Raw genomic sequence first — 7,991 nt, 5'->3', positions numbered from 1 at the left:
CGCCAACCAAGCGACGGCCGAACCGGTGGCCATCGAACCACCCACCCCCATCCTGACCAGGTAATCAACACCTCCCGCACAGCGGGGGAAGCTCACACCCGAGGATGACCGTCCCGGACCGGCGCCGTCAGGTTCTGTCATTGTCCCGCTGGTGCGAGGGTGCGCACCGTTCAGTGCCGCAGCGGAGTGGGACCTGAGTGCCGGCGTCCGGAGCTGGCGGGTGTCTGTTCGGGGTTCGGCCGGGTGCAGTAACGGGGCGGGCTTCCGGGCGGGTGCCGGTGTGAGGATGCGGGTGTTCGGGTGAGGCGCGGGGTGTGAGACGGGAGCTGGCAGCAGTGGTCGATGGGGAGTGGTTCAACGAGCTGGGGTCGTGCCTGGACCTGGCGACGGACGGGGCGGGTGCCTTGTCGGGTACCTTCGCGCCGGGGGTGGGCCCGGCCGGGAAACGGGAGCTGGTGGGCCGCTACGACCCGTCCCCGGCAGGGGCGGGCGTGGCGCTGGGCTGGACGGTCACCTGGTCGAGCGGACAGGGTGAGGACGCCTCCGTGACCAGCTGGAGCGGCCAGTACCTGCCCGAGGAGGAGCGGATCGTCGCCCACTGGCTGTTCACCACCGCCTCCGGCGCGCGGGACGCGTGGCGGGCCACAGCGGTCGGGCAGGACGTCTTCGGGCGCCGCCTTCCCGACAACCCCGGGTGAACCACCAGGCGTCCCCGCACCGCCCGTCTGCCCGCGTGTGCCGCGCGCTGCTCATCCAGCCCGCTGACGCCCACGCCGCGGGCCGTGCTCAGCCGGATCGATCCCGTTCTGCCGTACGGTCTGCTGTCGCGGTCGCCCGCCATCCGCAACGCATCTCATCGGACCCGGCGGTGCACGCGAGTACGGCCGGAAGATCTGAACCAGTACCGGGAATCAGGCCGCGACGAGTTCCTGCTCGCGGTCCGGCGTCCTGACCTTGGGCTTCCTGTTCGGCAGCGAGAGCCGGAAGACCTTGCGCCACGCGGAGAACACCTGCTTCGGCAGCGGCCCGGTGACGTACTCCAGCTCGTACTTCTCGAACAGCGCGCGCACCTTCACCGCGACCTCGGCGTACCGGTTGCTCGGCAGGTCCGGGAACAGGTGGTGCTCGATCTGGTGCGACAGGTTGCCGGTCATGAAGTGCATGGCCCTGCTGCCGCTGATGTTCGCCGAGCCCATCATCTGGCGCAGGTACCACTGGCCGCGCGTCTCGCCCTCGATGGACCGGCGCTCGAAGACCTGCACGCCTTCGGGGAAGTGTCCGCACATGATCACCGAGTGTGACCAGATGTTGCGGACCAGGTTCGCGGTGAACGTGGCGGCGAGCGTGGTGAGGAACGACGGGCCCGACAGCAGCGGGTGGATCACGTAGTCCTTGAGCGCCTGCTTGCGGATCTTGCGGCCGACGGCCTTGGCCCGCGCGCGGAACTCCGGGTTCTTGCGGCGCCGCTTGTGCAGGTTCTTGCCGAGCTCCAGGTCGTACGCCGCGATGCCGTACTCGAAGAAGCAGGCGTTGACGAAGTTCCACAGCGGCTGGCCGAGGTGGAACGGGTGCCACTTCTGGTCCTCGTCGACGCGCATGATGCCGTAGCCGAGGTCGTTGTCCTTGCCGATCACGTTGGTGTACGTGTGGTGCAGCTCGTTGTGCGAGTGCTTCCACTGGTCGGACGGCGAGACGTGGTCCCACTCCCAGGTGGTGGAGTGGATCTTCGGGTCCCGCATCCAGTCCCACTGGCCGTGCAGGACGTTGTGGCCGATCTCCATGTTGTCCATGATCTTCGCCACGGACAGGCCGGCGGTGCCGAGCAGCCACGCGGGCGGGAAGATCGAGAACAGCAGCACGCCCCTGCTGGCCAGTTCGAGCTTGCGCTGCGCCGAGATGACCTTGCGGATGTAGGCGGCGTCCTTCTCGCCACGGCCGGCGATCACCTCGTCGCGGATCGCGTCCAGCTCGCGGCCGAGCTCCTCGATCTGCTCCGCGGTCAGGTGGGCGGTGGGGTCGATGGCGGTCACGGTGCTCCTACCGTTCGATGTCGCAGGGGCCCGCCGCGGCGGACACGCAGGTCTGGATGAGGACGCCCGGCTCGGCCTCGGTGATCTCGCCGGTGCGCAGGTCCCGGACGGCGCCCGCCTTGAGCGGCGTGACGCAGCCGAAGCAGATGCCCATGCGGCACCCGGAGGGCATGAGCACGCCGGCCTCCTCGCCGATGTCCAGCAACGGCGTCGCACCGTCCGCGTCGACGGTCCTGCCGGTGGCGCTGAACGTGACCTCGCCGCCGCCGTTGCCGTCGTCGCCGGCGACGACGATGCCGGGGCGGAAGCGTTCGGTGTGCAGGCGCTCCCGGACGCCGTGCTCGGTCCAGTGCGCCTCTGCGGCGTCGAGCAGGCCCGCGGGCCCGCAGGCCCAGGTCTCGCGCTCGGCCCAGTCGGGCACGACGTCGTCGAGACGGGAGATGTCGAGCCTGCCGTCGGTGTCGGTGTGCACCTCGGTGAGGCGCAGCCTCTTGTCCGCGACCAGACCGTGCAGTTCGTCGCGGAAGATCACGTCCTGCGGCTGTGGTGCGCAGTGGACCATGACGACGTCGTCGAACTCGCTGTCGCGCAGCATGCCCATCACGGGCGTGATGCCGCTGCCGGCCGTCAGGTAGAGCACCTTGGCGGGCTTGACCTGCGGGAGCACGAAGTCACCGGCCGGCTGGTCGAGCTGGACCAGCGTGCCCGGTGTCGCCCTGCGGACGAGGTGGTTGCTGACCTTGCCGCCCGGGATCGCCTTCACGGTGATCGTGACGCGGCCGTCCCGGCGGTTCGTCGGCGAGGTGATCGAGTAGGAACGCCACAGTCGCCTCCCGTCGACGTCCACCCCGATCCGCACGTACTGGCCCGCCGTGTGGCCGCGCCAGCCCCGCCCCGGCCTGATCACGACGGTCGCGGCGTCACCCGTCTCGGGGTGCACGGCCTCGATGCGCCCCCGCAGGTCGGCGCCCGCACGCAGCGGGCTGACCAGGTCGAGGTAGTCCGACGGCAGCAGCGGCGTCGTGACCATCTCCAGCAGTTTCCACGCCCTGCTGCGGAGGGCTGTACTCGTCATGACTCCAGCTTGCTGTGCCGCAGGGCGTAAAGTCCTGACCGAAGGACGTAAATCTGGTCGACCGCATTGTTCGCAAGGAACAAAAACGTGAGCCAAGCAATCCGGAGGGCCGGCGAACCGGCTCTCGACGAGACGACGGTCACCGCACTTCGGGCCGAGCTGAAGGCCACCGCCGACGAGGTCGTCCAGGCGATCATCGACGAGGTCCCCTCCTACGCCAACGCCCTATCGGGCCGCATGGGCGGCACCATCCGCCGAGCCGTCCGCACCGCCCTGGGGCACTATCTGGACCTCGCGAGCGGGAACGCCACAGGCGGCGACGCCGGCGACGCGGCCTACGAGCTCGGCCGCGGCGAGGTGCGCGACGGCCGTTCGATGGACGCCCTGCTCAGTGCCTACCGCGTCGGCGCCCGCGTCGCCTGGCGATGCCTGGCAGCGGGTGCCGTACCCGCCGGTCTGCCCGCCGCGGAGGTCGCCAAGTTCGCCGAGCTGACCTTCGCCTACATCGACGAGCTCTCCGCCGCGAGCGCCGCGGGCCATGCCGACGAACTGGCCGCCCGGGGCAGGGCCCAGGAACGCCACCTGGAACACCTGGCCCGCGACCTCCTCGCCGGCGCGAGTCCCGACGTGCTGCTGGCCTCTGCTCAACGGGCCGGGTGGCAGCCTCCGGGCTCGCTGACCGCGGTCCTGCTGCCCGCCGACCAGGCCCGGCCCGCCTACCGCGCGCTCGACCCGGGCACCCTTGTCCTCGATGACCTGCCGGACGCCACCGGTGTGCTGCTCGTCCCCGACGCCGACCGATCACACCTCTTGCGGCAGCTGGCCGACCGCACCGCCGTGGTCGGCCCGGCCCGGCCGTGGACGCGTGCGTCCGCCTCGTACGCACGAGCCGTACGCGCGCGCTCCCTCTCCTCCGACATTCGCGACACCGAGGACCACCTGCCCGAGCTGGTGCTGAGCGCCGACGCGGACGCGTTCGCGGACCTGCGTGCCCGAGCCCTCGCACCGTTGCGGGCCTTGCCTGTCGCGACCGCACGGCGGCTGGAGGAGACGTTGCGGGAGTGGCTGCTGCACCAGGGCAGGCGGGACGAGGTGGCGGCGGCGTTGTTCGTCCATCCCCAGACAGTCCGGTACCGGATGTCGCAGCTGCGGGAGCTGTTTCCGGATCTCGCATCGCCGCACCGGGTCCTTGAACTGACGCTGGCGGTGGGTCTTCGGGTCGGCTGACGGGTACTTCGACCGTCCACGACCGCGTCCGCGGGCGTTCCAGGAATCGTGTCCCGTTCTCGGTGCCACCAGCAGTTCTTCCAGACCCTCCAGAACGAGGAGCCCGCGCGCGGCTGCCCCCCACTCGCGCGGGGGTCAGCCGCGCTCGGGGGCAGCTCGGCGCGGTCCTGCCCGCCGTGGTCGACCACGAGGTCTACTTCGGCGCGCTCCGACAGCTCATCCACTCTGTCGACCCGGCCGGGTCGGCGGCCAAGGTGCCCGGGCAATCGGCGGAGGGCAAGTAGATCGGCGTGGACAGCACCCTCGCCGCCTACCGCGGCCAAGCCGCGTGGCCGGAGCTGATCCACGGCCGGCCCGCCGTCGTCTACCCGCAGCAGCTCGCCGTGACTGGCGCACGCGGCAGCGACGGCTGGGCCACCCGTGACTGGCGCCGGGCCGCCCGCACCACCGGCGCCGTCCGTGGTCACCAGGGGGCGCCGTCGGGGGCCTGCTCGCCCTGAGCCTGTCGGGTGATCGGTCCGGGGCGGAGCCGAGGCATGGGTGGCGTTCGCCTGGTTCGTGGGTGAAGCCGGACCCGAGGCAGATGCAGTCCGCGTCGTGGCCGGGTTCTGGGGCTCCGCGCCGGCTGTCCACGGGCTCTACGTGCAGCGGGACCGAGTCGTCTTCCGGCCAGACCATCACGGCAAGGATCTGACTACCGCGTGCGCCCAATCCAAGCACACCGACGGCCGGAGGCTGAACGTCTGCATCGATACGATCCGGCGATCGGCAGCCTCATTGTCCGGATCACTGTGGGGACTTCGAGCTGAGCCTACGTCCGCGGCCCGACGGGTCGTGATGGGCGGCCAAGATCACCTGCGCGCTCCGCATCTCCAGGACGTCAACGAGTGACACAAAACCGCCCACCAGGGAGTCCTTGAGGCGCCTGACCAGGTATGTCCCGTGCGCTTAGTCCGACCCACATGAAAAACTGCACCCCCTGAGCACAAGCAGAGGAGGAGAGCCGTGACACGACCGGTCCTGACCAGGGTCCACTGGGTGTTGATTTCGCTCGTCGCGCTGGGCGCCACGTTCGTCGCACTGATCGGCCTGGCCGGCTCCTACCTGGCGGTCCGCCGGGTGGCGTTCGGCGTCGGCATGGGCCAGTTCTCCTACGCCTTCCCGATCGGCGTGGACGTCGGCATCCTCGTCCTCCTTGCGCTGGACCTCGTCCTCACCTGGCTGCGCATCCCCTTCCCGCTGCTGCGCCCCACCGCCTGGGGCCTGACGGCGGCGACCATTGCGTTCAACGCGGCGGCTTCCTGGCCCGACCCGCTGGGCACCGGAATGCACTCCGTCATCCCGGTGCTCTTCATCATCATCAGCGAGGCGACGCGGCACGCCATCGCCAGGCTCGCGCGACTCAGCTCCGACAGGTCCATCGAGAAGATCCGGCTGATGCGCTGGCTCCTCGCTCCCCGTCAGACCTGGGCGATGTGGCGCCGGATGCAGCTGTGGGAGATCCGGAGCGTGGACGAAGCGGTCCTGCTTGAGCAGGCCCGCCTCGCGTACCTCACCCTGCTGAAGGACGCCCCGGTCGGCCCGAAGAAGAAGCTGCCCGCTGCCGCACGTCTGCCACTGGACCTGCTTGAGCTGGGTGTGCCGATGGAGATCACCTACGAAGACGGCCTCGCGGCCGCCGGCGTCGCCACTCGCCCGCTGGACCGGATCTTCGCTGCACGAGTGGCAGCCACGGACGGCCAGCGGAAGCAGCAGGGTCAGGCTCCGGAGGGCACGGCCGAGCTTCCGGCGGTTGCCGGTCCGCGCAAGGAGCTGGCCCCAGGTGACGGTGAGATATCGTCCAGCTCTGCCGCGGAAGGGGCGGAGCCGATGCGGGCGCAGCACGAGAGCGTTGCGGGTCTGGCGTCTGGCAGGCCGGTCGCTTTGCGGGAGTTTGCCGGGCAGTCCTTCGCGGATGCGGGACCGGGTGCCGAGGACTTTGGGGGTGCGGGATACCTCGTTCCACAAAGCCCGGTTCCTACGCAGGCATATCCAGAGCCTTCGCAGGTCAACGCCCCTGCGGGAGCCTATTCGGAGGCTGCTCCGGTGCCGCTGCAGGCGGCGCGGGCCGAGCCGGAGCCGGACCTGAGGGTCGCGTACGAGCAGCCAGAGGCCCTTGATTCCCGCACAGCCCTTGCGGGTGCGGGGCGGGCCGAGGAGCCGGTGCGGGAGACCTCCGCAGACCTTACGGAGACCGTCCGCACCGAAGGGGCCGCGCCCGATTCCGACCCGGGCGAGGACGACCTGCCGGCCATCGATCCTGCACTGGCGGACCGGGCGCTCGCCAGGAACATCCCCTTGAAGTGGGCCATCGGCTTCGCCACCTTGGTCGCCGAGTACGGGCGTCACCCCGGACCGGAAGAACTCCGCCGTCACCTCTACAAGAGCCCTTACAACCTCCGGGCACGGGGCAAGGACGACCAGCCGGTGAGCCTGCGCAGCGTCGGGCGCTACTACAACGACCTCAGGGACCTCGTCCCGCTCCCCAGCCAGGACGACCAGGAGCAGCTTCAGCTGGAGAGTGCTGGGGCCTGACCCCCCTCCCTCCACGACGACGGTCCGGCGCCCTCAGGTGCCGGACCGTTTCGCTGCCCTCCGGCACACCAGGCCGGTGAGCCGGTGCGGCAGCCGCTCTTCCAACTGGTCGATCGGCAGCAGCGCCGAGCACCACCAGCCACCCGCCCGTACCCGTGCGCCCAAGCCCCCCGGACGAGCCCGACCCGAAGATCAACGCGAGGCGGGCGTACCAGGTCAGGGTGGCCGGATCGACGGAGTACCGGTTGTACACCGACGTGCAGGATCCTGCGGGGCGCGAGCTGGGTATGGACGGCGACGGTGTCCGCCCGGAAGACGGTGCCGCGATCGACGCCAAGTACATCGGTCAGCAGAAGAGTTGCAAGTCGCCGTTCCGCTTGGACAATGCGGACGGGGTCTTCGAATCCGCGTACGAGAACACCATGAAGCGGGAGTCCGCGAAGCCGGAGAAGTACGCATCGGCCTTGTCGGACCCCCGGAACAAGGTCAACCACCTCGAACTCATCACGAACGACCCCAAGGCCTCCGCCTACTTCCAGTCCCTCATGACGGCCCAGGGCGTCACCGGCCGCGTCCGCATCGAACCCTGACCTGCAGCATCGAGAGAAGAGAGCACCCTGTGGGATCCGGCTTCTACGTCGGTGCCGACCGCGAACGAGTCGGGCCGTGGACCTTCACCGGGGAGCAGCTGCAGGAGTGCGTCCTGAGGCACTGGCCGGACGCCACGGTGAGCAGCGTGTTCGAGGGCTTCCCTGGAGATCGTGGCTGACGTCGACCCCGGGCGGCCGACGGAGCTGTCGTTCAGCCTCCAGCACCGCGTGTTCTCGTTCGAGGACCGGGGATCGCCCGTTGGATCCCTGACCGTCATCCACAGGGTGCTGCACGACCTGGCGCCCGAGGTGCCCGTCGTGTGGTGGATCGACCACGACGTGGATTTTCAACCCCTTGACCTGGCAGGAGGCCTCGAAGCGTTCATCGGGAGCTTACCCGTCTAACTGATCGTTTCAGAATGCCGTCCTGCGGAGACGCTGGCGACTCATGGAACAATCTCTTCAGCCACAGGCTCAGGGGGATGAGGCCGTATG

General features: G+C 69.8%; 8 protein-coding genes. 6 read left to right on the top strand and 2 right to left on the bottom strand.

Annotated elements, in window-relative coordinates; translation table 11 throughout:
* Positions 1-335 precede the first annotated feature (335 nt).
* Positions 336-698 carry an avidin/streptavidin family protein gene (locus ACIRST_RS42160; RefSeq protein ID WP_350526641.1) on the top strand — a complete coding sequence of 121 codons (363 nt, stop codon included), beginning with the start codon at positions 336-338 and terminating at the stop codon, positions 696-698.
* Positions 699-911: 213 nt separating this feature from the next.
* Here ACIRST_RS42160 and ACIRST_RS42155 read toward each other — a convergent pair whose 3' ends face one another.
* Positions 912-2,030, bottom strand: a complete 1,119-nt coding sequence (locus ACIRST_RS42155; protein ID WP_402810065.1) for a fatty acid desaturase family protein — start codon at positions 2,028-2,030, stop codon at positions 912-914.
* Positions 2,031-2,037: 7 nt separating this feature from the next.
* The gene (locus tag ACIRST_RS42150; protein ID WP_402810063.1) at positions 2,038-3,105 is read right to left on the bottom strand and encodes a ferredoxin reductase; all 1,068 of its coding nucleotides are present in this window, start codon (positions 3,103-3,105) and stop codon (positions 2,038-2,040) included.
* 87 nt (positions 3,106-3,192) lie between these two features.
* On the opposite strand from ACIRST_RS42150, the gene ACIRST_RS42145 reads away from it, so the two are divergent.
* The 5 genes from ACIRST_RS42145 (at position 3,193) to ACIRST_RS42125 (ending at position 7,901) form a co-directional block, all read left to right on the top strand.
* Complete coding sequence (locus tag ACIRST_RS42145) at positions 3,193-4,332, top strand: PucR family transcriptional regulator (RefSeq protein ID WP_402810061.1); 1,140 nt, start codon at positions 3,193-3,195, stop codon at positions 4,330-4,332.
* 290 nt (positions 4,333-4,622) lie between these two features.
* Positions 4,623-4,832: a hypothetical protein gene (locus ACIRST_RS42140; RefSeq protein ID WP_402810059.1), complete on the top strand. Its 210-nt coding sequence runs from the start codon at positions 4,623-4,625 to the stop codon at positions 4,830-4,832.
* A 505-nt stretch (positions 4,833-5,337) separates the two neighbouring features.
* Positions 5,338-6,906 (top strand): DUF2637 domain-containing protein, encoded by a 1,569-nt coding sequence (locus ACIRST_RS42135; RefSeq protein WP_402810057.1) that lies wholly within the window; start codon positions 5,338-5,340, stop codon positions 6,904-6,906.
* A gap of 155 nt (positions 6,907-7,061) precedes the next feature.
* On the top strand, positions 7,062-7,496 hold the full coding sequence (locus ACIRST_RS42130; protein ID WP_402810054.1) for a restriction endonuclease fold toxin-2 domain-containing protein: 435 nt from the start codon (positions 7,062-7,064) through the stop codon (positions 7,494-7,496).
* A 171-nt stretch (positions 7,497-7,667) separates the two neighbouring features.
* Positions 7,668-7,901 (top strand): hypothetical protein, encoded by a 234-nt coding sequence (locus ACIRST_RS42125; RefSeq protein ID WP_402810051.1) that lies wholly within the window; start codon positions 7,668-7,670, stop codon positions 7,899-7,901.
* Positions 7,902-7,991: the final 90 nt, after the last annotated feature.

This window comes from Kitasatospora sp. NPDC101447, assembly GCF_044767225.1.
Taxonomy (GTDB): Bacteria; Actinomycetota; Actinomycetes; order Streptomycetales; family Streptomycetaceae; genus Kitasatospora.
The sequence above is the reverse complement of the archived record's forward strand: the minus strand, read 5'-3'. Positions and strand labels throughout refer to the sequence as shown.

Coding starts and splice junctions, on each gene's coding strand:
- ACIRST_RS42150 (WP_402810063.1), bottom strand. CDS start 3,105: ATGACGAGTACAGCCCTCCGCAGCAGGGCGTGGAAACTGCTGGAGATG.